General features: G+C 63.8%; 20 protein-coding genes. 16 read left to right on the top strand and 4 right to left on the bottom strand.

Annotated elements, in window-relative coordinates:
- From murD to lpxC, 9 genes are all read left to right on the top strand, one after another.
- Entirely contained in the window at positions 1 to 1,347 is a 1,347-nt protein-coding gene (murD, locus tag MJ643_RS17745; protein ID WP_038410490.1) for a UDP-N-acetylmuramoyl-L-alanine--D-glutamate ligase, read from the top strand.
- A complete protein-coding gene (gene ftsW, locus MJ643_RS17740; protein ID WP_169774641.1) occupies positions 1,347 to 2,558 on the top strand; it encodes a putative lipid II flippase FtsW in 1,212 nt (403 codons plus the stop codon). Before murD ends, ftsW begins: the two co-directional genes overlap by 1 nt.
- Complete coding sequence (murG, locus tag MJ643_RS17735; RefSeq protein WP_013974111.1) at positions 2,548 to 3,627, top strand: undecaprenyldiphospho-muramoylpentapeptide beta-N-acetylglucosaminyltransferase; 1,080 nt, start codon at positions 2,548 to 2,550, stop codon at positions 3,625 to 3,627. Before ftsW ends, murG begins: the two co-directional genes overlap by 11 nt.
- Positions 3,620 to 5,068: a UDP-N-acetylmuramate--L-alanine ligase gene (gene murC / locus MJ643_RS17730; RefSeq protein ID WP_013974110.1), complete on the top strand. Its 1,449-nt coding sequence runs from the start codon at positions 3,620 to 3,622 to the stop codon at positions 5,066 to 5,068. The genes murG and murC overlap by 8 nt, the downstream gene beginning before the upstream one ends.
- Positions 5,065 to 6,021, top strand: coding sequence for a D-alanine--D-alanine ligase (locus MJ643_RS17725; RefSeq protein ID WP_023661967.1), 957 nt, complete (start codon positions 5,065 to 5,067; stop codon positions 6,019 to 6,021). Before murC ends, MJ643_RS17725 begins: the two co-directional genes overlap by 4 nt.
- Before the next feature lie 4 nt (positions 6,022 to 6,025).
- On the top strand, positions 6,026 to 6,895 hold the full coding sequence (locus tag MJ643_RS17720; RefSeq protein WP_012274056.1) for a cell division protein FtsQ/DivIB: 870 nt from the start codon (positions 6,026 to 6,028) through the stop codon (positions 6,893 to 6,895).
- Positions 6,896 to 6,909: 14 nt separating this feature from the next.
- On the top strand, positions 6,910 to 8,166 hold the full coding sequence (gene ftsA, locus MJ643_RS17715; RefSeq protein ID WP_015271706.1) for a cell division protein FtsA: 1,257 nt from the start codon (positions 6,910 to 6,912) through the stop codon (positions 8,164 to 8,166).
- Between the two features lie 55 nt (positions 8,167 to 8,221).
- Positions 8,222 to 9,418: a cell division protein FtsZ gene (gene ftsZ / locus MJ643_RS17710; RefSeq protein ID WP_003260772.1), complete on the top strand. Its 1,197-nt coding sequence runs from the start codon at positions 8,222 to 8,224 to the stop codon at positions 9,416 to 9,418.
- 112 nt (positions 9,419 to 9,530) lie between these two features.
- Positions 9,531 to 10,442: a UDP-3-O-acyl-N-acetylglucosamine deacetylase gene (gene lpxC, locus MJ643_RS17705; RefSeq protein ID WP_003260771.1), complete on the top strand. Its 912-nt coding sequence runs from the start codon at positions 9,531 to 9,533 to the stop codon at positions 10,440 to 10,442.
- 47 nt (positions 10,443 to 10,489) lie between these two features.
- On the opposite strand, the gene MJ643_RS17700 is transcribed toward lpxC, so the two are convergent.
- Positions 10,490 to 10,945 carry a DciA family protein gene (locus MJ643_RS17700; RefSeq protein WP_023661964.1) on the bottom strand — a complete coding sequence of 152 codons (456 nt, stop codon included), beginning with the start codon at positions 10,943 to 10,945 and terminating at the stop codon, positions 10,490 to 10,492.
- Positions 10,946 to 11,335: 390 nt separating this feature from the next.
- On the opposite strand from MJ643_RS17700, the gene secA reads away from it, so the two are divergent.
- The 4 genes from secA (at position 11,336) to MJ643_RS17680 (ending at position 17,180) form a co-directional block, all read left to right on the top strand.
- Complete coding sequence (gene secA, locus MJ643_RS17695; protein WP_015271704.1) at positions 11,336 to 14,071, top strand: preprotein translocase subunit SecA; 2,736 nt, start codon at positions 11,336 to 11,338, stop codon at positions 14,069 to 14,071.
- Between the two features lie 174 nt (positions 14,072 to 14,245).
- Positions 14,246 to 15,463, top strand: coding sequence for a bifunctional glutamate N-acetyltransferase/amino-acid acetyltransferase ArgJ (gene argJ / locus MJ643_RS17690; protein WP_023662147.1), 1,218 nt, complete (start codon positions 14,246 to 14,248; stop codon positions 15,461 to 15,463).
- A gap of 143 nt (positions 15,464 to 15,606) precedes the next feature.
- Positions 15,607 to 16,239 (top strand): glutathione S-transferase family protein, encoded by a 633-nt coding sequence (locus tag MJ643_RS17685; protein WP_013974104.1) that lies wholly within the window; start codon positions 15,607 to 15,609, stop codon positions 16,237 to 16,239.
- Positions 16,236 to 17,180 carry a Nudix family hydrolase gene (locus tag MJ643_RS17680; RefSeq protein WP_013974103.1) on the top strand — a complete coding sequence of 315 codons (945 nt, stop codon included), beginning with the start codon at positions 16,236 to 16,238 and terminating at the stop codon, positions 17,178 to 17,180. The genes MJ643_RS17685 and MJ643_RS17680 overlap by 4 nt, the downstream gene beginning before the upstream one ends.
- 125 nt (positions 17,181 to 17,305) lie before the next feature.
- Here MJ643_RS17680 and MJ643_RS17675 read toward each other — a convergent pair whose 3' ends face one another.
- Genes MJ643_RS17675 through MJ643_RS17665 form a run of 3 tightly spaced genes read right to left on the bottom strand, consistent with a single transcriptional unit; the run spans position 17,306 to position 20,860 of the window.
- Entirely contained in the window at positions 17,306 to 17,872 is a 567-nt protein-coding gene (locus MJ643_RS17675; RefSeq protein WP_013974102.1) for a cob(I)yrinic acid a,c-diamide adenosyltransferase, read from the bottom strand.
- A gap of 1 nt (position 17,873) precedes the next feature.
- Entirely contained in the window at positions 17,874 to 19,904 is a 2,031-nt protein-coding gene (locus MJ643_RS17670; RefSeq protein WP_013974101.1) for an ATP-binding protein, read from the bottom strand.
- Between the two features lie 38 nt (positions 19,905 to 19,942).
- Entirely contained in the window at positions 19,943 to 20,860 is a 918-nt protein-coding gene (locus MJ643_RS17665) for a putative 2-dehydropantoate 2-reductase (RefSeq protein WP_013974100.1), read from the bottom strand.
- Between the two features lie 100 nt (positions 20,861 to 20,960).
- Between MJ643_RS17665 and MJ643_RS17660 the strand changes: the two genes are divergently transcribed.
- The 3 genes from MJ643_RS17660 (at position 20,961) to MJ643_RS17650 (ending at position 23,852) form a co-directional block, all read left to right on the top strand.
- The gene (locus MJ643_RS17660) at positions 20,961 to 21,446 is read left to right on the top strand and encodes a YajQ family cyclic di-GMP-binding protein (RefSeq protein ID WP_013974099.1); all 486 of its coding nucleotides are present in this window, start codon (positions 20,961 to 20,963) and stop codon (positions 21,444 to 21,446) included.
- Positions 21,447 to 21,560: 114 nt separating this feature from the next.
- A complete protein-coding gene (locus MJ643_RS17655; protein WP_015271698.1) occupies positions 21,561 to 22,403 on the top strand; it encodes a mechanosensitive ion channel family protein in 843 nt (280 codons plus the stop codon).
- A 204-nt stretch (positions 22,404 to 22,607) separates the two neighbouring features.
- Entirely contained in the window at positions 22,608 to 23,852 is a 1,245-nt protein-coding gene (locus MJ643_RS17650) for an MFS transporter (RefSeq protein WP_013974097.1), read from the top strand.
- Positions 23,853 to 23,886 lie beyond the last annotated feature (34 nt).

Here is a 23,886-nt window from a genome sequence, read left to right as displayed (position 1 = left end):
GTGTCCTTGATCGCTTCCGACCAATTCCGCATCGTTGTCGGCCTCGGCAAGAGCGGCATGTCCCTGGTTCGCTTCCTGGCGAGCCGGGGCATTGCCTTTGCGGTCGCCGACACCCGCGAGCAACCGCCGGAACTGGACACCCTGCGCCGTGATTACCCGCAGGTGGAAGTGCGCTGTGGTGAACTGGACGTGGACTTCCTGTGCCGCGCCAACGAGCTGTACGTCAGCCCCGGCCTGGCCCTTGCCACCCCGGCCTTGCAGCAGGCGGCCGCGCGTGGGGTGAAGCTGTCCGGTGACATCGAACTGTTCGCCCGCCACGCCAAGGCTCCGATCATTGCCATCAGCGGCTCCAACGCCAAGAGCACCGTCACTACCCTGGTCGGCGAAATGGCCGCCAAGGCGGGCAAGCGCGTGGCGGTGGGCGGCAACCTCGGTACCCCGGCGCTGGACCTGCTGGCCGATGACGTCGAGCTGTACGTGCTGGAACTGTCCAGCTTCCAGCTGGAAACCACCGACCAGCTCAACGCCGAAGTGGCCACCGTGCTGAACATCAGCGAAGACCACATGGACCGCTACAGCGGCCTGCCGGCCTACCACCTGGCCAAGCACCGGATCTTCCGTGGTGCCCGTCAGGTCGTGGTCAACCGCCAGGACGCCCTGAGCCGACCGCTGCCGGTGGAAGGCCGCCCATGCTGGACCTTCGGTCTCAACCAACCGGATTTCAAGGCCTTCGGCCTGCGTGAAGTGGACGGCGAAAAATACCTGGCGTTCGAGTTCCAGGCGCTGATGCCGGCACGTGAGCTGAAGATTCGTGGCGCCCACAATCAGAGCAACGCCCTGGCGGCTCTGGCTCTGGGGCACGCTGCCGGCCTGCCGTTCGAACCAATGCTCGAGGCACTGCGCGAGTTCGGCGGCCTGGCCCACCGTTGCCAGTGGGTGCGCGAGCGCAACGGCGTGAACTGGTACGACGATTCCAAGGCCACCAACGTCGGTGCTGCCCTGGCCGCGATCGAAGGCCTGGGTTCCGACATCGAAGGCAAACTGGTGCTGATCGCCGGTGGCGACGGCAAGGGCGCCGACTTCGCCGCGTTGCGCGAGCCGGTCAAGCGCTTCTGCCGCGCCGTGGTGCTGCTTGGCCGTGATGCCGAGCGCCTGGCCGAAGCCCTGGGTGATGGCGTGCAACTGGTCCGCGTTAAGTCTCTTGACGAGGCTGTAAAGCAATGCGCCGAACTGGCCCGGGCGGGTGATGCCGTGCTGTTGTCGCCGGCGTGCGCCAGCCTCGACATGTTCAAGAACTTCGAAGAACGCGGGCGCCTGTTCGCCCAGGCAGCGGGAGGCCTTGCATGATCTTTGGCATCCTCAAGCCCTATCCGTCGCCGCTGATCAGCGGCCGTGGCATCGACCTGGACTTCGCGATGCTCGCCGGCTGCCTGGCTTTGCTGGGCCTGGGCCTGGTGATGATCACCTCGGCGTCCTCGGAAGTGGCTGCGGTGCAGTCTGGCAACCCGCTTTACCACATGTTCCGCCACTTGGTGTACGTGTTCCTCGGCCTGGTCGCCTGTGGCGCCACCATGATGGTGCCGATCGCCACCTGGCAGCGCATGGGCTTCCTGATGCTGCTGGGGGCCTTCGGCCTGCTGGTGCTGGTGCTGGTGCCGGGTATCGGCCGCGAAGTGAACGGTTCCATGCGCTGGATCGGCTTCAGCTTCTTCAACGTGCAGCCTTCGGAAATTGCCAAGGTGTTCGTGGTCATCTACCTGGCTGGCTACCTGGTGCGCCGGCAGACCGAGGTGCGCGAAACCTGGATGGGCTTCTTCAAACCGTTCATCGTGCTGCTGCCCATGGCTGCCCTGCTGCTGATGGAGCCGGACTTCGGTGCCACCGTGGTGATGATGGGCGCGGCGGCGGCCATGCTGTTCCTCGGCGGGGTGGGGCTGTTCCGCTTCAGCCTGATGGTGGTATTGGCGGTGGTCGCGGTGTTCGTCCTGGTACAGGCGCAGCCTTACCGGATGGCGCGCCTGATTACCTTTACCGACCCGTGGTCCGACCAGTTCGGCTCGGGCTACCAGCTGACCCAGGCGCTGATTGCCTTCGGCCGTGGCGAGTGGCTGGGCGTTGGCCTGGGCAACAGCGTGCAGAAGCAGTTCTACCTGCCTGAAGCGCACACCGACTTCGTGTTCTCGGTACTGGCCGAAGAACTCGGTGTGGTCGGCTCGCTGCTGACTATCGCGCTGTTCGTATTCGTGACTGTGCGTGCCCTGTATATCGGCCTGTGGGCGGAAAAAGCCAAACAGTTCTTTGCCGCTTATGTTGCGTTCGGCCTTGCCTTCCTGTGGATCGGCCAGTTCCTGATCAACATCGGTGTGAACGTCGGCCTGCTGCCGACCAAGGGCCTGACCCTGCCGTTCCTCAGCTACGGGGGCAGCTCGCTGGTGATCTGCTGTGCCTGCGTGGGCCTGTTGCTGCGTATCGAGTGGGAAAGCCGTACGCACCTGGGCAGTGAGGAGCACGAATTCAGCGAAAGCGATTTTGCCGAGGAGACCAATCATGGCCGCTGACGGCAGGAACGTACTGATCATGGCGGGCGGCACCGGTGGCCACGTATTCCCGGCCCTGGCCTGCGCCCGTGAATTCCAGGCGCGCGGTTACAGCGTGCACTGGCTGGGCACCCCGCGTGGCATCGAGAACGAACTGGTGCCCCAGGCCGGCCTGCCGTTGCATCTGATCCAGGTCAGTGGCCTTCGCGGCAAGGGCAAGCTGTCGTTGCTCAAGGCGCCGTTGACCCTGATCAAGGCCGTGCTGCAGGCGCGGCGTATCGTGCGTGAGCTCAAGCCGGTATGCGTGGTCGGCTTCGGTGGCTATGTGACCGGCCCAGGTGGCGTGGCCGCACGCCTGTGCGGCGTACCGCTGGTGATCCACGAGCAGAACGCCCGCGCCGGTACTACCAACCGCCTGCTGCTGCCGCTGGCTGCCCGCGTGTGCGAAGCCTTCCCGGCCACCTTCGCCGCCAGCGACAAACTGCGCACCACCGGCAATCCTGTGCGCCCGGAGCTGTTCATGGATGCCCTGCGCGCGCCGCTGGCCGAGCGCCGTGCGCGCCTGCTGGTGATGGGCGGCAGCCTGGGGGCGGAACCATTGAACAAATTGTTGCCTAAGGCCCTGTCCGAAGTGCCCCCCGCGCTGCGGCCAGAGGTATTCCACCAGGCCGGCAAGCAACACGCGCCGGCCACCGCCGAGCGTTATCGCGAGGCGGGCGTCGAGGCTCAGGTAGAGCCCTTCATCAAGGACATGGCCCAAGCCTATGGCTGGGCCGACATTGTGGTGTGCCGGGCCGGCGCCCTGACCGTCAGCGAGCTGGCGGCAGCGGGCCTGCCTTCGATGCTGGTGCCATTGCCCCACGCGATCGACGACCACCAGACCCACAACGCCCAATATCTGGCCCGGGAAGGCGCTGCCTTCCTGATGCCACAAGCGACAACTGGCGCAGCGCAGCTCGCTGAACGCCTGAACGAGGTGCTGATGCAACCCGAGAAACTCAACGTCATGGCAGGCACCGCACGGCGCCTGGCCAAACCTGCCGCAACCAGCACCGTGGTCGATATCTGCCTGGAGGTGGCCCATGGTTGAAAGCCAGAAAGCCATGCCCCAGCCAAAGATGGGCCGTATCCGCCGTATCCACTTCGTCGGTATCGGCGGCGTGGGCATGTGCGGCATTGCCGAAGTGTTGCTGAACCTGGGCTATGAAGTGTCCGGTTCCGACCTGAAGGCTTCGCCGGTCACCGAGCGTCTGGAGTCGTTCGGCGCCGAGATTTTCGTCGGCCACCGCGCCGAGAACGCCGCCACTGCCGATGTGCTGGTGGTTTCCAGCGCCATCAACCCAGCCAACCCGGAAGTCGCCACCGCCCTCGAGCGGCGCATTCCGGTGGTGCCGCGCGCCGAGATGCTCGCCGAGCTGATGCGCTATCGCCATGGCGTGGCCGTTGCCGGCACCCACGGCAAGACCACCACCACCAGCCTGCTGGCCTCGGTGTTCGCCGCTGGCGGCCTGGACCCGACCTTCGTCATCGGTGGCCGCCTGACCGCTGCCGGCACCAATGCCCAGCTGGGTACCAGCCGCTACCTGATTGCCGAAGCGGACGAGAGCGATGCCAGCTTCCTGCACCTGCAACCGATGGTAGCCGTGGTCACCAACATCGACGCCGACCACATGGCGACCTACGAAGGTGACTTCAACAAACTGAAGAAAACCTTCGTCGAGTTCCTGCACAACCTGCCGTTCTACGGCCTGGCCGTGATGTGCCTGGACGACCCGGTGGTGCGCGAGATCCTGCCACAGGTCAAGCGCCCGACCGTGACCTATGGCTTCAGCGACGAGGCCGACATCCGCGCCATCAACGTGCGCCAGATGGGCATGCAGACCCACTTCACCGTGCTGCGTCGCGACCGCGAGCCGCTGGAGGTGTCGGTGAACATGCCCGGTAACCACAACGTGCTCAACGCCTTGGCCACCATCGCCATCGCCACCGACGAAGGCATCACCGACGAAGCCATTGTCCAGGGCCTGTCCGGGTTCCAGGGCGTCGGCCGCCGCTTCCAGGTGTACGGCGAACTGCCGGTCGAAGGCGGCAGCGTGATGCTGGTCGACGACTACGGCCACCACCCGACCGAAGTGGCTGCGGTGATCCAGGCCGTGCGCGGCGGTTGGCCAAGCCGTCGCCTGGTGATCGTCTACCAGCCGCACCGCTACAGCCGTACCCGCGACCTGTACGACGATTTCGTCCAGGTGCTGGGCGATGCCAACGTGCTGCTGCTGATGGAAGTCTACCCGGCTGGCGAAGAGCCGATCCCCGGCGCCGACAGCCGCCAGCTGTGCCACAGCATCCGCCAGCGCGGCAAGCTGGACCCGATATACATCGAACGTGGTGTCGACCTTGCGCCACTGGTCAAGCCACTGCTGCGCGCTGGCGACATCCTGATCTGCCAAGGTGCCGGTGATGTCGGCGGCCTGGCCCCTCAATTGATGAAAAGCCCGCTGTTCGCTGGCGCCAAGCAGGAGAAGTCGAAATGACCAGCGCCTACGACAAACTGCACTCGACCCTGGACGTCAAGGCGTTCGGCCGCGTCGCGGTGCTGTACGGCGGCAAGAGCGCCGAGCGCGAAGTGTCGCTCAAGTCCGGCGCCGCAGTGATCGACGCGCTGACCACCGCCGGTGTCGACGTGGTCGCCATCGACGTGGGGGACGACCTGCTCGACCGCCTGCAAAGCGAGAAGATCGACCGCGCCTTCATCATTCTCCACGGTCGTGGCGGTGAAGACGGCAGCATGCAAGGCCTGCTCGAGTGCCTGGGCATTCCCTATACCGGCAGTGGCATCCTTGCTTCGGCACTGGCCATGGACAAGCTGCGCACCAAGCAGGTGTGGCAGAGCCTGGGCATTCCGACTCCGCGCCACGCAGTGCTGGCGAGCGAAAGCGATTGTTTGCAGGCCAGTACGGAACTGGGCTTCCCGCTTATCGTCAAACCCGCCCATGAAGGTTCCAGCATCGGCATGGCCAAGGTGAACAGCGCCCAGGAACTGGTCGCCGCCTGGCAGGACGCAGCTAAATACGATTCCCAGGTACTGGTGGAGCAGTGGATCCACGGGCCGGAGTTCACCGTCGCGGTATTGCGCGGCCAGGTGCTGCCGCCGATCGCCCTGGGTACGCCGCACGTGTTCTACGACTACGACGCCAAGTACATCGCCAACGATACCCAGTACCGCATTCCGTGCGGCCTGGACAGCGTCAAGGAACAGGAACTGATCGACCTGACCGCGCGTGCCTGCGATGCCATCGGCATCGAAGGCTGGGGGCGGCTGGACGTGATGCAGGACGAGCAGGGCCGGTTCTGGCTGCTCGAAGTCAACACCGCACCCGGCATGACTGACCATAGCCTGGTGCCCATGGCGGCCCGCGCGGCCGGCCTGGACTTCCAGCAACTGGTGCTGGCAATCCTGGCCGAGAGCGTGGCGACGCGAGGTTAAAACCATGCAAGGCGCGATGATACGTCAGCAGCAACCCGTTACCGGCCGTAGCAAGCCGGTGCCGCGTGGTGCCAGCAGGCTGGTGGCCGACGAGCCCGTATCGGCGCGCCTGCCGCGGCCAAGCCTGGGTGGTCTCAAGCGCCTGCTGTGGCCGGTGCTGTTGGTGGCGGCCGGTTTTGGCGCCTACGAGGGCGCCATTCGCCTGATGCCATATGCCGACCGGCCGATCACCAAGATCGACGTGCAGGGCGACCTCAGCTACATCAGCCAGCAGTCGGTGCAGCAGCGTATCGCGCCCTATGTGGCAGCGAGCTTCTTCAGTGTCGACCTGCCGGCGATGCGCGCAGAGCTCGAGCAGATGCCGTGGATCGCCCACGCCGAAGTGCGCCGGGTGTGGCCCGACGAGGTGGTGATCCGCCTGGAAGAGCAGTTGCCGGTAGCGCGCTGGGGTGACGAAGCCTTGCTCAACAACCAGGGCCAGGCCTTCACCCCGCGCGAACTGGCCAACTACGAGCACCTGCCGCAGCTGGCCGGGCCGCAGCGTGCTCAGCAACAAGTCATGCAGCAGTATCAGGTATTGAGCCAGATGCTGCGCCCCCTGGGCTTTTCCATCGCTCGCCTGGAGCTGCGCGAGCGAGGCAGCTGGTTCCTGACCACGGGCGCGAGCAGCGCCGGGCCGGGCATCGAGCTGCTGCTGGGGCGCGACCATCTGGTGGAGAAGATGCGCCGTTTCATTGCCATTTACGACAAGACACTCAAAGACCAGATCACCACTATCGCCCGCATTGATCTGCGTTACTCCAACGGACTTGCCGTTGGTTGGCGGGAACCGATTGCACCGACGACGGCCCAACCCGCCGTTGCGAAGAATTAGAGAGAGGCAGGACCATGGCAAACGCGCATAGCGGCAAAATGATCGTCGGGCTGGACATCGGCACCTCCAAGGTGGTGGCGCTGGTGGGTGAAGTGGGCGAGGACGGCACCCTGGAAATCGTCGGGATCGGTACTCATCCGTCCCGCGGCCTGAAAAAAGGCGTGGTGGTGAACATCGAGTCCACCGTGCAGTCGATCCAGCGCGCCGTGGAAGAGGCGCAGCTGATGGCAGGCTGCCGCATCCACTCGGCCTTCGTCGGCGTGGCCGGCAATCACATCCGCAGCCTGAACTCCCACGGCATCGTCGCCATCCGCGACCGCGAGGTCAGCCTGGCCGACCTGGAGCGCGTACTCGACGCCGCCCAGGCCGTTGCCATCCCGGCCGACCAGCGCGTGCTGCACACCCTGCCGCAGGACTACGTGATCGACAACCAGGAAGGCGTGCGCGAGCCGCTGGGCATGTCTGGCGTACGTCTGGAAGCCAAGGTCCACGTGGTCACCTGCGCGGTCAACGCGGCGCAGAACATCGAGAAGTGCGTACGCCGTTGCGGCCTGGAAATCGACGACATCATCCTCGAGCAGTTGGCCTCGGCCTACTCGGTGCTGACCGACGATGAAAAAGAGCTGGGCGTGTGCCTGGTGGACATTGGCGGTGGCACTACCGACATCGCCATCTTCACCGAGGGCGCGATCCGTCACACCGCGGTGATTCCGATTGCTGGCGACCAGGTGACCAACGACATCGCCATGGCGCTGCGTACTCCGACCCAGTATGCCGAAGAAATCAAGATCCGCTACGCCTGCGCCCTGGCCAAACTGGCTGGCGCCGGCGAGACCATCAAGGTGCCGAGCGTGGGCGATCGCCCACCGCGCGAGCTGTCGCGCCAGGCCCTGGCCGAGGTGGTGGAGCCACGTTACGACGAGCTCTTCACCCTGATCCAGGCCGAACTGCGCCGCAGTGGCTACGAGGACCTGGTGCCGGCCGGCATCGTTCTCACCGGCGGCACCGCGAAGATGGAAGGCGCCGTGGAACTGGCCGAGGAAATCTTCCACATGCCGGTACGCCTGGGCGTACCGCACAGCGTTCGGGGGCTCAGCGACGTGGTTCGCAACCCGATCTATTCCACCGGCGTGGGCTTGCTCACCTACGGCCTGCAGAAGCAGACCGAAGACCTGCCCCTGACCGGTAACAGCAGCAACAACAGCTATGGCGATGAACCGAAGGCTCCAGTGCTTGAACGCTTCAAGCGCTGGGTCCAGGGCAATTTCTAAGTTTCAAAGCAGTAGTGGTAGGCGCGACAACTAGAGAACTGTAAGGAGAGGGAAAATGTTCGAGCTCGTAGACAACGTCCCGCAAAGCCCGGTCATCAAAGTGATCGGTGTTGGCGGTGGTGGCGGCAACGCCGTCAACCACATGGTCAAGAGCAGCATCGAAGGCGTGGAATTCATCTGCGCCAACACCGATGCCCAGGCGCTGAAGAACATCGGCGCGCGCACCATCCTGCAATTGGGCACTGGCGTGACCAAGGGCCTGGGTGCTGGTGCCAATCCGGAAGTCGGCCGTCAGGCCGCGCTGGAAGACCGTGAGCGCATCGCTGAAGTGCTGCAGGGCACCAACATGGTGTTCATCACCACTGGCATGGGTGGCGGTACCGGTACCGGTGCAGCGCCGATCATCGCCGAAGTGGCCAAGGAAATGGGCATCCTCACCGTCGCCGTGGTGACCCGTCCGTTCCCGTTCGAAGGCCGCAAGCGCATGCAGATCGCCGATGAAGGCATCCGCATGCTGGCCGAAAGCGTCGACTCGTTGATCACCATCCCCAACGAGAAGCTGCTGACCATCCTGGGCAAGGATGCCAGCCTGTTGTCCGCCTTCGCCAAGGCCGACGACGTACTGGCCGGTGCCGTGCGCGGTATCTCCGATATCATCAAGCGCCCGGGCATGATCAACGTCGACTTCGCCGACGTGCGTACCGTGATGGGTGAAATGGGCATGGCCATGATGGGTACTGGCTGCGCCAGCGGCCCGAACCGTGCGCGTGAAGCCACCGAGGCAGCGATCCGCAACCCGCTGCTGGAAGACGTCAACCTGCAGGGCGCCCGCGGCATCCTGGTGAACATCACCGCAGGCCCTGACCTGTCGCTGGGTGAGTACTCCGATGTGGGTAGCATCATCGAAGCCTTCGCCTCCGACCACGCCATGGTCAAGGTCGGCACCGTGATCGACCCGGACATGCGTGACGAGCTGCACGTGACCGTGGTGGCTACTGGCCTGGGCGCGCGCATCGAGAAGCCTGTGAAGGTGGTCGACAATACCCTGCAGACTGCCCAGCAGGTGTACGAGGCCTCCAACCCGGCGCCGGTTCGCCAGGAGCAGCCTGCGGTCAACTACCGTGACCTGGAGCGCCCGACCGTAATGCGCAACCAGGCTCATGCAGGTGCCGCTGCAGCCGCTAAACTGAACCCTCAGGATGACCTGGACTACCTCGATATCCCGGCATTTCTGCGTCGTCAGGCTGATTAATGGAATTTATCAGGGGTATAAAGGTGATTGGTATTCATCAAAGGTTGGGTCTGTTATCATCCCCAGCCTTTGTTGATACCTGTTCGCAATTTGCGCTGAAGCGGCCAATGCCATGATTAAACAACGCACCCTGAAGAATACCATCCGTGCCACAGGTGTCGGTCTGCACTCCGGGGAGAAGGTTTACCTGACCCTCAAGCCTGCACCTGTTGACACCGGCATCGTCTTCCGCCGCGCCGACCTCGACCCTGTGGTCGAAATCCCGGCGCGCGCGGCCAACGTCGGCGAGACAACCATGTCGACGACGCTGGTCAACGGTGACGTCAAGGTCGATACGGTCGAGCACCTGCTCTCCGCCATGGCGGGCCTGGGCATCGATAACGCCTACGTCGAGCTCTCCGCCTCGGAAGTGCCGATCATGGATGGCAGCGCCGGACCCTTTGTATTTCTGATTCAGTCTGCCGGCCTGGAAGAACAGGACGCAGCCAAGAAGTTCATCCGCATCCTGCGTGAGGTAACCGTGGAAGAGGGCGACAAGCGCGCCACTTTCCTGCCTTTCGACGGCTTCAAGGTGAGCTTCGAGATCGACTTCGATCATCCGGTCCTCAAGGGCCAGACCCAGAGTGCGGTCGTCGACTTCTCCAGCACCTCGTTCGTGAAGGAAGTCAGCCGCGCCCGTACCTTCGGCTTCATGCGTGACATCGAGTACCTGCGCAAGCACAACCTTGCGCTGGGTGGCAGTGTCGAGAACGCCATCGTGGTCGACGAGACCGGTGTGCTCAACGAAGACGGCCTTCGTTCCGATGACGAATTCGTCAAGCACAAGATCCTCGACGCCATTGGCGACCTTTATCTGCTGGGCAACAGCCTGATCGGCGAGTTCAAGGGCTACAAGTCCGGCCACGCGCTGAACAACCAGCTGTTGCGCAAGCTGATTGCCGAAACCGATGCCTGGGAAGTGGTCACCTTCGAAGATGCCAGCACGGCACCGATCTCGTACATGCGCCCTGTTGCGGCCGTGTAAGTTCGAACACTCTCTAGTTCATTAAGGCCACCTTCGGGTGGCCTTTTTTATGGCTTGTCCCGGGCGTGGGCGGCCAATCGTTCCAGTGCTGCGCGCAGCTTGGGGTCAGTGATGCCCTCGGCGGTATCGCGCAGGCTCTCGGCTGCGTTATTGGACAGTTCTGCGGCATTGCCACCACGCTTGGCTGGCACCAGCGGGGGCTGGACCTTGTACAGGATGCGCCTGAGGTTGGCGAATGCCTCCATGGCCTGTAATGCAGACATCAAGCGTTTCTGCTGATAGCGCAGGCGGGTTGCCCAATGGCCGTCTGTCACCACCAGCAACAATGTGCCATCGCGCCACGACGCCACATGGCAATGCTCGCGGGCGGCCGGTTGCAGCTGGCTTTCCAGCAGGCGCTGCAGGTGCTCCAGGCGTTCGGCCTGGTTCAGCAGCAGGCGCAGCGGGCGGACCTGGCGGAGCAGGGCCGAGGGCGGCTGGGCGGGGGAGGGTTTGTAGGCCATGGGGGTACGCATGAGGTTACATGGTCCGCAGTCTAACATCTCTATAGCCTGCACTGGCCTCTTCGCGGGTGAACCCGCTCCTACACGCACGGCACTGCCCTTGATGTGTAGGTAATCCTGTGGGAGCGGGTTTACCCGCGAAGTGGCCGGCACAGATAACAAAAGACAAGACTCATTCTCGATACGTTTCATCTTCCCGAACCTTGAACTCAGGGAAAATGCCCCTATCTAAAACAAGCCCCCGCCAAAACGCTGTCCAAGCATCGTGGAAATCCACCACTTTCCTCACCATCGTTTCCGGGTAGAATGCTCGTTCGCATGCGGCCTCAGGGCTGCACGGGCGACTCATGGGGCCGCCCTCCATCCCTACGTGTGGAAGATCCTGCCGATATGTTTGCGCCTTTGTTAAAGAAACTTTTTGGAAGCAAGAACGAGCGTGAAGTCAAACGCATGCTCAAGACGGTGAACATCGTCAATGCTCTCGAAGAGAAGATGGTGGCCCTCTCCGACGAGCAACTGCGGGGCAAGACCGCAGAGTTCAAGGAGCGCCTGGCCAAAGGCGAGACACTGGACCAGTTGCTGCCTGAAGCCTTCGCCGTGGCCCGTGAGGCCGGCAAGCGCGTGATGGGCATGCGCCACTTCGACGTGCAGCTGATCGGTGGCATGACCCTGCACGAGGGCATGATCGCAGAAATGCGTACCGGTGAAGGCAAGACCTTGGTCGGTACCCTGGCCGTGTACCTCAACGCATTGTCCGGCAAGGGCGTGCACGTGGTCACCGTCAACGACTACCTGGCCCGCCGCGACGCCAACTGGATGCGCCCGCTGTACGAGTTCCTTGGCCTGTCGGTCGGCATCGTCTCGGCCTTCCAGCCGCCGGAAGAAAAGCGTGCCGCCTACGCGTCCGACATCACCTACGGCACCAACAACGAATTCGGTTTCGACTACCTGCGCGACAACATGGCGTTCAGCCAGGAAGAGAAGTTCCAGCGTGAACTGAACTTCGCCGTGATCGACGAAGTCGACTCCATCCTCATCGACGAAGCGCGTACCCCGCTGATCATTTCCGGCCAGGCCGAGGACAGCTCCAAGCTGTACATCGAGATCAACCGTCTGATCCCGCGCCTTACCCAGCACATCGAGGAAGTGGAAGGCCAGGTCACCCAGGAAGGCCACTTCACCATTGACGAAAAGAGCCGTCAGGTCGAGCTGAACGAAGCCGGTCACCAGTTCATCGAAGAGATGCTCACCCAGTCCGGCCTGCTGGCCGAGGGCGAGAGCCTGTATTCGGCGCATAACCTGAGCCTGCTGACCCACGTCTATGCAGGCCTGCGCGCGCACAAGCTGTTCCACCGCAACATCGAGTACATCGTCCAGGACGGCCAGGTCCTGCTGATCGACGAGCACACCGGCCGTACCATGCCGGGCCGCCGTCTGTCCGAAGGCCTGCACCAAGCCATCGAAGCCAAAGAGAACCTGAACATCCAGGCCGAGAGCCAGACCCTGGCTTCGACTACCTTCCAGAACTACTTCCGCCTGTACACCAAGCTGTCCGGCATGACCGGTACCGCTGACACCGAAGCGTTCGAGTTCCAGTCGATCTATGGTCTCAACGTGATGGTCATTCCGCCGAACAAACCGTTGGCACGTAAAGACTTCAACGACCTGGTGTACCTGACCGCCGACGAGAAATACGCCGCGATCATCGCCGACATCAAGGAAAGCATGAAGCAGGGTCGCCCGGTGCTGGTGGGTACTGCGACCATCGAAACCTCCGAGCACATGTCCAACCTCCTGAAGAAGGAAGGTATCGACCACAAGGTGCTCAACGCCAAGTACCACGAGAAGGAAGCCGAGATCATCGCGCAAGCCGGTGCGCCAGGTGCCCTGACCATCGCCACCAACATGGCCGGCCGTGGTACCGACATCCTGCTGGGCGGTAACTGGGAAGCCGAAGTGGCAGCCCTGGAAAACCCGACCGCCGAGCAGATCGCCCAGATCAAGGCCGACTGGCAGAAGCGTCACCAGCAGGTGATCGAGTCGGGTGGCCTGCACGTGATCGCTTCCGAGCGCCACGAATCGCGCCGTATCGACAACCAGCTGCGTGGCCGTTCCGGCCGTCAGGGCGACCCGGGCTCCAGCCGCTTCTACCTGTCGCTGGAAGACAGCCTGATGCGTATCTTCGCCTCTGACCGGGTGAAGAACTTCATGAAGGCGCTGGGCATGCAGTCCGGCGAGGCCATCGAGCACCGCATGGTCACCAACGCCATCGAGAAGGCCCAGCGCAAGGTCGAAGGCCGCAACTTCGACATCCGCAAGCAGTTGCTGGAATACGACGACGTGGCCAACGAGCAGCGCAAGGTGATCTACCACATGCGCAACAGCCTGCTGGCCGCCGAGAACATCGGCGACACCATCGTCGAATTCCGCAAGGAAGTACTGGACGCTACCATCAGCCAGCACATTCCGCCGCAGTCGCTGCCCGAACAGTGGGACGTGGCCGGCCTGGAGGCTTCGCTGGCCAGCGATTTCGCCATGAAGCTGCCGATCCAGCAGTGGCTCGACGAGGACGATCACCTCTACGAAGAGACCCTGCGCGAGAAGCTGCTGAACGAAATCACCACCGCGTACACCGAGAAGGAAGACCAGGCCGGTATCGAAGCCCTGCGTACCTTCGAGAAGCAGATCCTGCTGCGTGTGCTGGATGACCTGTGGAAAGACCACCTGTCGACCATGGACCACCTGCGTCACGGTATCCACCTGCGTGGTTATGCGCAGAAGAACCCGAAGCAGGAGTACAAGCGCGAATCCTTCAGCCTGTTCCAGGAGCTGCTCGAGTCGATCAAGCGCGACACCATCCGCGTGCTGTCGCACGTTCAGGTACGCCGCGAAGACCCGGTCGAAGAGGAAGCACGCCTGCGCCGCGAGGCCGAGGAACTGGCCAGCCGCATGCAGTTCCAGCATGCCGCTGCTCCGGGCCTGGAAAGCGAGCAACTGAACGAGGAGGGCGCCGAAGTGGCCGTTGCCTCGGCACCGGTGCGCAACGAGCAGAAGCTGGGCCGCAACGAGCCGTGCTGGTGTGGTTCGGGCAAGAAGTTCAAGCATTGCCACGGGCAGATCGAGTGATCTGACCTGAATTGGGGCCGCGGTGCGGCCCTATCGCGACACAAGGCCGCTCCCACAGGGATAGCGCACAGCCGCAACGCTGCGCCATCCTATGTAGGAGCGGCCTTGTGTCGCGATGGGGCGCGAAGCGGCCCCGCTTTTTGCAACTCAACCGTATTTTCTAGGAGCGCTCTAATGGCTGTTGGTCTTGGTCCTTTGCCCACCCTGCACCCGGTTCCGGGTTTTGAACTCGGCATCGCTTCTGCCGGCATCAAGCGCCCGGGGCGCAAGGATGTGGTGGTCATGCGCTGCGCCGAAGGCTCCAGCGTGGCTGGCGTGTTCACCCTCAACGCCTTCTGCGCAGCGCCGGTGATCCTGTCCAAGCAGCGTGTACAGGGCACCGTGCGCTATCTGCTGACCAACACTGGTAACGCCAACGCCGGCACCGGCGCGCCAGGCCTGGCCGCCGCCGAGCGCACCTGCGCCAAGCTGGCCGAACTGGCCGGCGTACCGGCCGAGTCGGTACTGCCATTCTCCACCGGCGTTATCGGCGAGCCGCTGCCGGTCGAGAAGATCGAAGGCGCACTGCAGGCCGCCCTCGACAACCTGTCGGAAAACCACTGGGCTGAAGCTGCCACCGGCATCATGACCACCGACACCCTGCCCAAGGGGGCCAGCCGCCAGTTCCAGCACGATGGCGTGACGGTTACCGTCACCGGCATCAGCAAGGGTGCAGGCATGATCCGCCCGAACATGGCCACCATGCTCGGCTACATCGCCACCGACGCCAAGGTTGCCCCGGCGGTGCTCAAGGACCTGATGCTGGACGGCGCCAACAAGTCGTTCAACCGCATCACCATCGATGGCGACACCTCGACCAACGACTGCTGCATGCTGATTGCCACTGGCAAGGCCAACCTGCCGGAAGTCACCGAAGCCAGCGGCGCACTGTTCGAAGCTCTGAAAAAGGCAGTGTTCGAAGTGTGCATGGAAGTGGCCCAGGCCATCGTCCGTGACGGCGAAGGCGCCACCAAGTTCGTTACCGTGCAGGTCAACGGCGGTGGCAACCACCAGGAATGCCTGGACGTCGGCTACGCCGTGGCCCACTCGCCGCTGATCAAGACTGCGCTGTTCGCTTCCGACCCCAACTGGGGCCGTATCCTCGCCGCCGTCGGCCGTGCCGGCGTACCGGAGCTGGACGTGAGCCTGATCGATGTGTACCTGGACAGCGTGTGCATTGCCAGCAAAGGCGGCCGTAGCCCGAGCTACACCGAAGACCAGGGTGCCAAGGTTATGGCCCAGGAAGAGATCACCATCCGTATCGAACTGGGTCGTGGCCAGTGCAGCGAAACCATCTGGACCACCGACCTGTCCCACGAGTACGTGAAGATCAACGCCGAGTACCGTACCTGATGTAGCTGGGGCCGCTTTGCGGCCCATCGCGACACAAGGCCGCTCCCACAAGGACCTTCGTACACCGCCCCATGTGGGAGCGGCCTTGTGTCGCGAAAGGGCTGCAGAGCAGCCCCAGAATTCCCAAACGATGGAGCCGAACCATGAGCTATCACCTGATCATCGGCGACAAGCTGTATTCCTCCTGGTCGCTGCGTGGCGCCCTGGCCCTCGAGCTGGCTGGCGTGCCTTACGAAGAAACACTGATCAAGCTGAACCAGCCTGACACCCGTCAGCGCATCCTCGCCTTTTCGGCTACCGGCAAGGTACCGCTGCTCAAGACCGAGCACGGTGTGATCGCCGACTCGCTGGCCATTGCCGAATACCTCAACGAACGCCACCCCGACGCGCAGCTGTGGCCTGCCGACGTGGCGGCCCGGGCCCAGGCCCGTTCGGCCTGCGCGCAGATGCACAGCGGCTTCTTCGCCCTGCGCGGCGCGATGCCGTTCGACCTGTCCCGCGACCAGGCGCTGGACGGTGTGCCGCTGGAGGTTCAAATCGATATCGACCGTATCGTTGCACTGTGGTCGGAATGTCGCCTTGCGGCCAAGGACAGCGGCCCGTTCCTGTTCGGCAGGCCGAGCCTGGCTGATGCCTTCTTCGCCCCGGTGGCGGTGCGCCTGCGCACCTACCGTGTGGAAGTGCCAGCAGAGGCAGCGGCTTATATCGAAACCATTTATCAGTGGCCAGCCTTCCAGGCCTGGCAAAAGGCTGGCCTGGCGGAGCGTGAAGGGTGAAACGGATTCATGTTGTAGCTGCTGTCATTCGCGGTACTGACGGCCGTATTCTGATCGCACGGCGCGCCGATACCCAGCACCAGGGCGGTCTGTGGGAATTCCCGGGCGGCAAGGTAGAAGAGGGTGAGGGCGTCGAGGCGGCGCTGGCCCGCGAGCTGCGCGAGGAGCTGGGTATCGAGGTGAGCCGTTCGCGCGCGCTGATCAAGGTCAGCCACGATTACCCGGACAAGCAGGTGCTGCTGGATGTGCGCGAAGTCGAGGCATTCGCCGGCGAGCCGCATGGCGCCGAAGGGCAGCCGCTGGAATGGGTTGCTCCACGCGATTTGCCCCAATACGAATTCCCCGAGGCCAACAAGCCGATCGTTGCAGCCGCGCGCCTGCCGGATCAGTACCTGATCACCCCCGATGGCCTGGAAGTGCCGCAGATGCTCAAGGGCATCCAGAAGGCAGTGGCCAGTGGCATTCGCCTGATCCAGTTGCGTGCCCCGGACATGTACGATCCCAAGTATCGCGATGTGGCGGTGGATGCGGTCGGCCTTTGCGCGGGCAAGGCGCAGCTGATGCTCAAGGGGCCGCTGGAGTGGCTGGGTGACTTCCCAGCCGCGGGTTGGCACCTGACGGCTGCACAACTGCGCAAATATGCCGCCAACGGCCGGCCGTTCCCCAAGGAGCGCTGGTTGGCGGCGTCCTGCCACAGTGCCGAAGAGCTGGCGCTGGCGGAGCAGATGGGCGTGGACTTCGTCACCTTGTCGCCGGTGCAGGCAACCCGGACACACCCTGAGGCGGTGCCGCTGGGGTGGGACGAGGCACAGCGGTTGATTGCCGGGTTCAACAAGCCGGTCTACCTGCTGGGTGGGGTAGGGCCGGGTGAGCGTGAGCAGGCCTGGGAAGCGGGGGCACAGGGTGTGGCCGGGATCCGGGCGTTCTGGCCTGAGATCTGAGTCGCCTGTAATTGGGGCCGCTTTGCGGCCCATCGCCGGCAAGCCAGCTCCCACAGAGGCAGCACAGACCGGGCTCTGTGGGAGCTGGCTTGCCGGCGATGGGCTGCGCAGCAGCCCCAGAAATATCAGCCGTTTGGTTTCTCAGCAGGCTGCCACAAAACCTCCGCCACCCCCTGCCGCCGCCCAATGATCCGCGCGGCCACGAACAGTAGATCCGAAAGCCGGTTGATATACGCCAACCCAACCCCCGCCAACGGCTCCAGCGCATTCAGCTGCTGGCACCGCCGCTCCGCACTGCGCGCCAGGCTCCGGCACACATGCGCCTGTGCCACCAGCGCCGAGCCACTGGGCAAGATGAAGTTTTTCAACGGCCCCAGCTCTTCATTCCACACATCGATCGCTGCCTCAAGCCGCTCCACCTCCGCCAGGTCCAACGCCTGATAACTGGGCATCGCCAGCTCACCGCCCAGGTCGAACAGGCGGTGCTGACACGGCGCCAACACCGCGCTCACTTCATCCAGCCCTTGTTCGGCCAGCCCCGCCAGCAGCAAACCCAGCTGGCTGTTCAGGCTGTCCACCTCGCCAATCGCCTCGATTCGCGGGTGGTCCTTGGGCACTCGGCGCCCGTCGCCCAGGCCGGTTTCGCCTTTGTCGCCGGTGCGGGTGTAGATCTTCGACAGGCGGTAGCCCATGTCATTTCTCCATTTTGGCCGGCGCCACCGCTGCCGGCTGGCCAAGGGGCAGGCGCAGGGTGAAGCAGGTGCCCTGGCCGGGCGTGGACTGCACTTCCATCTGCCCCTTGTGGTTGTTGGTGATGATGAAGTACGAGACCGACAGCCCCAGCCCGGTACCCTGGCCGATTTCCTTGGTGGTGAAGAACGGCTCGAAGGTGCGCTTGCGCACCCCTTCGGGCATGCCGACGCCGTTGTCCTCGACCTGGATTTCCGCCCATGGCGGGCTCAAGCGGGTGCGCAGGGTGATGCGCCCGGGCTCGCTCGGCTGTGGCCGCTGGTGGATGGCCTGGGCCGCGTTTTTCAGCAGGTTGAGCAGCACCTGCTCCAATTCGTTGGCGGTGCACGGCACCGGCCCCAGGTCGGGGTCGAACTGACGCACGATGGCCTGGCCCTTGAAATCGAAGCCTATGGCCAGGTCGAAGTCGTTGCTGGCAATTTCCACCGCCTGATCGATCAGCGCCGGCAGGTCGCACGGCGCCAGCTGACGGTTGCTGCGGCGGCTGAAGCTGAGCATGTGGGTGACGATCTTCGCTGCCCGGGCACCGGCCTGCTGGATGCCGTCGAGCAATTGCGGCACTTCGCGGCTCTCCAGGTAGCGGTTGACCGTGGGCAGGTCGATGCCCAGTTCCTCTGCCTGTTCCTGATTGCGCGGCAGTTCTGGTGACAGGCGCCGGCGGATGTTCTGCACGTTATGCAGGATCGCGCCCAGCGGGTTGTTGATCTCGTGGGCCATGCCGGCGGCCAGGCCGCCGACCGAAAGCATCTTTTCCGATTGCACCATCATTTCTTCCAGCGACAGGCGCTGGGTGATGTCGTCGATACGGATGACAACGCCACGGCCGCCGCCACCGGTCAGCGGGTAGAAGGTCAGGGCGTAGTGGCGCAGGTCGTCACCCTTGGGCCAGGTGACCCGCTCGATCTTTGCCACCCGGTGCTTTTCCACTGTTTCCTTCAGTTGCGGCAGGAACGGCTTGAGCGGTTCGAAGGCAATGAAGATCGGCTGGTTCAGCGCCTCGTCCAGAGGCGTGCCGGAAAGTACCGTGGCTTCGTGGTTCCACTGGGTCACGTAGAGCTGTTCATCCAGGGCGATCAGCGCCGAGGGCATCGAGTCGATGATGCTGTTGAGGTAGTTCTGGAAGCCGGTGAGTTTTTTCTCGATCTTGCTGCGCACCTGGACTTCCAGTTCCAGCTTGCGGTTGGTGTGGCGGGTTTCCTCGGCCAGGCCCTGGGCCTGGTCGTAGGCCTCCTGAAACTCGTCGCGGGTGCGCTTGAGTTGCTGTTCGCGGGCTTCGATGCGCGAGAGCATGGTGTTGAACGCTTCGGCCAGGCTGCCGATTTCGTCGTCGTTACCGCGCTGCGCGCGCAAGGCATAGCTCTCTTCGCGGGTGACCTGGCGGCTGAGCTCTTCGAGCTGGTTGATCGGCTGGGTGATCAGGCGTTTTATCTGTCGGGCGATGACGATCCACAGCAGGATGCTGAACACCAGGATGCCCAGGCTGGCGCTGAGGGTGCCGGTATAGAAAGCCGTGGGCAGTTCACTGCTGGCCACCAGCAGCAGGTGTGCGGGCGGGTTGGCGTCACGTGGCATGCGGATCAGCTGGGTGCTGCGAAACTCCATCAGGCGCCAGCCGTCGATGTTGCGAAAACGCTTGGGCAGTGCCAGCGGCTCGCCGTGCTGCAGCTGCGCCAACATGCGGCCATCGCCACCGTAGACGGCAGCGGCGCGCAGCGGCGTGTAGCTGTCCAGCTCTTTCAGCAGGGCGCTGGCGGTGTCCGGTGTATCGCCGGCGCGCGCCGCCAGTTGCGGGTTGGCCACCAGCCGGCCGATGGTGTGCAGCGCCTGTGGCGCCATGCTTTCCTGGGTGATCCAGTAGGCGGCGCTGATGAAGGTGAGGTTGGCCACCAACAGGATGGTCACCAGCAACACCAGCAGGGCTGCCAGCAGCTTCTGCCCGACCGGGAGGTTTTCCAGGCGTTGGCGCAAGGTCATGGGCTAGGCAATGTCCGTATCCGGTTGAAAGGGCTGCGTCAGTCGCAGGGCAAACCACGCACACGCAGGTTATCGACCAGGTGCTGCAGCAGGCGTTCCAGCTCTGGCAGTTGCAGGCCATGACGGCCGGCGGTGCGGCAGGCATGGCCAAGCAGGTAGTGCACCTCGGTGCGGCGGCCTGCGCGTACATCCTGGTACATGGAAGAGTAGTTGGCCGCAGTGGCGAGGATCACCCGCTGCACTTCCTCGTTCAGCCCGTCTGCCGCTTCTGGCTGGCCACAGCGGCGCAGCAGTTGGGCCAGCTCGGCGCACAGCGCATCCACTTCGCCCAGGTGCCCCAGCAGCCCGCCGTTCTGGCAGTCGTGCAGCACGGTCAGCGGGTTGATGGCGCAATTGAGTGCCAGCTTGCGCCACAGACGGGTAAGGATATCCACCGTCCACTCGGCAGGGATGCCAGCCTGATGCAGGTCATCGAACCAGGCCGGGATCGTCGGGTTGCGTGGGTCACCCAGCCAGTTGAAGCCGTGGCCGGCAAAGCGTACCTGCCAATCTCCCTCGCGGAATGCGCCTTCGGTACTGGAGGCGAAGATGCAGCGTGCATGGGGCACCAGGTCGGCGACCTCGTCCTGGCTGCCCAGGCCGTTCTGCAGCAGAACCACCTCGGCGTCTTCGGCCAGGCGAGGTGCCACGCCGGCGATGGCCGGGGCGGCGTCGTAGGCCTTGCAGGCCACCAGCAGGCGATGGATCGGGCCGTGTGCCTGCGCGGTTTCGGCGGGGATGGCGTAGTGGCGGGACTGGTCCTGTTCGACCAGGGTCAGGCCGCCGGCCTGCTGGTAGGCCTGCAGCCGCTGCCCGTCACGCAGGATCAGGCGCACTGCCTTGCCCGCGCGCGCCAGGCGGCAAGCCCACAGGCTGCCCAGGCTACCGGCGCCGAGAATATGCCAGGTGCTGCTCATATGCGTTTCGCAACCCGTTATAATGAGCCCGCATTTTAACCGTCAAACCCAGCGCGCTCCATCTTCAGCCTGAGCGCGCTTTTATTTTGGGAGAACAACCATGCCTTCGTTCGACGTGGTATCGGAACTGGACAAGCACGAAGTGCAGAACGCGGTCGACAACGCCATCAAGGACCTGGACCGTCGCTACGACCTCAAGGGCAAGGGCACCTTCGAGTTCAAGGACAAAGAGCAGACCGTGATGCTCACCGCCGAGGAAGAGTTCCAGCTCGAAGCGATGCTGGAAATCCTGCGCCTGGCGCTGGTCAAGCGCAAGATCGACGTGAAGTGCCTGGAAACCAAGGACCCGTATGCCTCGGGCAAGGAAAAGAAACAGGAAGCCAAGTTCCGCGAAGGTATCGACAAGGATCTGGCGAAGAAGATCGTCGCCACCATCAAGGATGCCAAGCTGAAAGTGCAGGCCGCCATCCAGGGCGAGCAGGTACGCGTTACCGGCAAAAAGCGCGACGACCTGCAGGAAGCCATTGCGCTGCTGCGTACCAAGGAATTCGACATGCCACTGCAGTTCAATAACTTCCGCGACTGATGTGGGCATCGCCCGGAACCCCGATGGCCAAATGATGTCCATGGGGGCCGGGGCTGCGCCATCGCGCGTGGCCAGTTCTACCGTGTACTTGCCGCTCGGCATCAGGAGATGAATATGGATTTGAACGCTGAAGTCGATCAGCTGGTCCGCCAATCCCAGACCTGGATCCCCTTGATCATGGAATATGGCAGCCGTGTGTTGCTGGCGCTGCTGACCCTGGCGGTCGGCTGGTGGATCATCAACAAGGTCAGCGCCCGCCTGGGCAAGCTGGTTGGCCTGCGCAACGCCGACCTGGCACTGCAGGGCTTCATCAGCACCTTGTCGAATATCGTGCTGAAGGTGCTGCTGTTCGTCAGCGTGGCGTCGATGATCGGTATCGAGACCACCTCGTTCGTTGCCGCCATCGGTGCCGCGGGCCTGGCCATCGGCCTGGCCTTGCAGGGCAGCTTGGCGAACTTCGCCGGCGGTGTGCTGATCCTGATGTTTCGCCCGTTCCGCATCGGTGACTGGATCGAGGCGCAAGGCGTGGCCGGCACCGTCGACAGCATCCAGATCTTCCACACCGTGCTGCGCACTGGTGACAACAAGACGGTGATCATGCCCAACGGCAGCCTGTCCAACGGCATCATCACCAACACCAACCGCCAGCCGACGCGCAAGGTGGTGTTCGATGTGGGCGTGGACTACGAGGCCGACCTGCAGAAGGCCCGCAACGTGCTGCTGGAGCTGGCGCAGGACCCGCGCGTGCTGCCCGACCCGGCGCCGCAGGCGGTGGTCGCGACCCTGGGCGACAGCTCGATCACAGTGTCCTTGCGCTTGTGGACCAAGACTGCCGATTACTGGGATGTGATGTTCATGCTCAACGAGCATGCGCGTGACCGGTTGAAGGCCGAAGGGATCGACATTCCGTTCCCGCAGCGGGTGATTCGCGTGGTGCAGGAGACTGCAGCGCAGTAATACCGCGTTGTCATTGATTGGGGCCGCTTCGCGCCCCATCGCGACACAAGGCCGCTCCTACAGGGAATCGCGTAACCCTTGTAGGAGCGGCCTTGTGTCGCGATGGGGCGCGAAGCGGCCTCGGCTTTTTACACTTGTTCACAGCAATACCCCGCCATTTCTGGCATATAGCCTGACCCCACCTGCCACACCCGATACGCCATCATGAAACCACTGCTGTACATCACCCCCCTGCGCGCCTTGCTGTTCGGTCTGACCCTGGCCCTGTTCGAGCTGCTCACCTACCTGGCCAGCGACGCCGTCATGCCGGCCATGCCGGTGGTGGTCGGCGACCTGAATGCCAGCCCCGAATACATTCCCCACGCCCTCAACTTGTACCTGCTGGGGGGCGTGGTGCTGCAATGGCTGATCGGTCCGCTGGCCGACCGCTATGGCAGGCGCCCGTTGCTGCTGATCGGCTGCGCGTTCTTCGGCCTGGCCTGTCTGGCCACCTTCTGGGTCCACGACATCGGCCTGTTCAACTTGCTGCGCCTGCTGCAAGGCATCGGCCTGGGCTTTGTGGTCACGGTCAGCTACCCGGCCCTGAACGAAGCCTTCAGCGAAGCCGACGCCGTGCGCATGATGGCCCTGCTGGCCAACATCGCCTTGCTCTCGCCACTGCTCGGGCCGCTGGTGGGCACCTTGCTGCTGCAGTGGCTGGACTGGCGTTGGCTGTTCGTGGCCTTCGCCATTGGCGCGGTTGTGGCCTGGCTGCTGCTGTACCGGCTGATGCCGGAGACCTTGGGCGTGGAGCGCCGTGACGGCTCGCGCCTGGCATTCACGCCGATCCACCTGCTGCCACTGCTGGCCGGCTACGGCCAGTTGCTGGGCAACCGCCGCTTTGTCGCTGGCAGCGCGGCCCTGGGCCTGGTCGGTCTGCCGCTGATTGGCTGGATCGGCCTGTCGCCGGTGCTGCTGATCCACGACGAGGGGCTGAGCACCATGGAGTACGCCTTGTGGCAGTTGCCGGTGTTTGGCGGGCTGATCCTGGGCAACCTGATCATCAACCGCATTGCCGATCGCTATCCGTTGGCGGCGCTGGTGCGCGGTGCATTGTGGCCATACCTGGCCGGCCTGTGCCTGATGGGACTGGCGACATGGTACTGGCCGAGTGTGACCAGCGTGGTGGCGGGCATGTCGCTGTACGCGCTGGGGTTGGGCGTGGCCAACGCGGTGCTGTATCGCATGACGCTGTTCGCCAGCGAGCAGAGCAAGGGCCTGGTCTCGGCCATGCTGGGGATGATCACCATTGCCTTGCTGGGGTTGGGTGGGGCGCTGCTGGCGATGATTGGGGCCGGGGCCAGCTTGCTGCACTTTGCCCTGGCGGCGGGTGTGGCGGGGGCCTTGGCGCTGTGGCCGCTGTGGTTTGTGGTGGGTGGACGGCCTGGTGAGGGGGCTGTTGCTCGGTAAACTTTATTGCCTGAACTGGCCTCTTCGCGGGTAA

Source organism: Pseudomonas sp. PNPG3 (assembly GCF_023093815.1).
Taxonomy (GTDB): Bacteria; Pseudomonadota; Gammaproteobacteria; order Pseudomonadales; family Pseudomonadaceae; genus Aquipseudomonas; species Aquipseudomonas asiatica.
Note: the sequence above shows the minus strand (reverse complement) of the source record. Positions and strands in the feature narration are given on the sequence as shown.